The sequence below is a fragment of the Halorubrum sp. SP9 genome (assembly GCF_005435015.1).
GTDB lineage: Archaea > Halobacteriota > Halobacteria > Halobacteriales > Haloferacaceae > Halorubrum > Halorubrum sodomense.
In genome coordinates this window covers 1-223 of the sequence record NZ_SGXU01000757.1, presented here as the reverse complement: position 1 = coordinate 223, position 223 = coordinate 1, and the positions used below count along the sequence as shown (strand labels likewise).

Below are 223 nucleotides of genomic sequence, written 5' to 3'. Positions count from 1 at the left end.
AGGTCGCCGGCACCGTCATGGCGAAGGCCGGCTCGATGGTGGCGTACACGGGCGACGTGTCGTTCACCGGGAAGGCCTCGGCCGAGGGCGGGGTCACCGGCTTCCTCAAGCAGGCCGCGACCGGCGAGGGGACGCCGATCATGGCCGTCGAGGGCGACGGACACGTCTACTTCGCGGACGACGGCAAGAAGGTCCAGGTGATCGAGCTCGGCGCCGGCGAGTC

1 protein-coding gene is annotated in these 223 nt (G+C 70.9%); it reads left to right on the top strand.

Translation table 11 applies throughout. The annotated features are described in order from the left end of the window. Window positions 1-223: AIM24 family protein (locus EXE45_RS19225; protein WP_137695218.1), on the top strand; the 223-nt coding region annotated here is incomplete at both ends.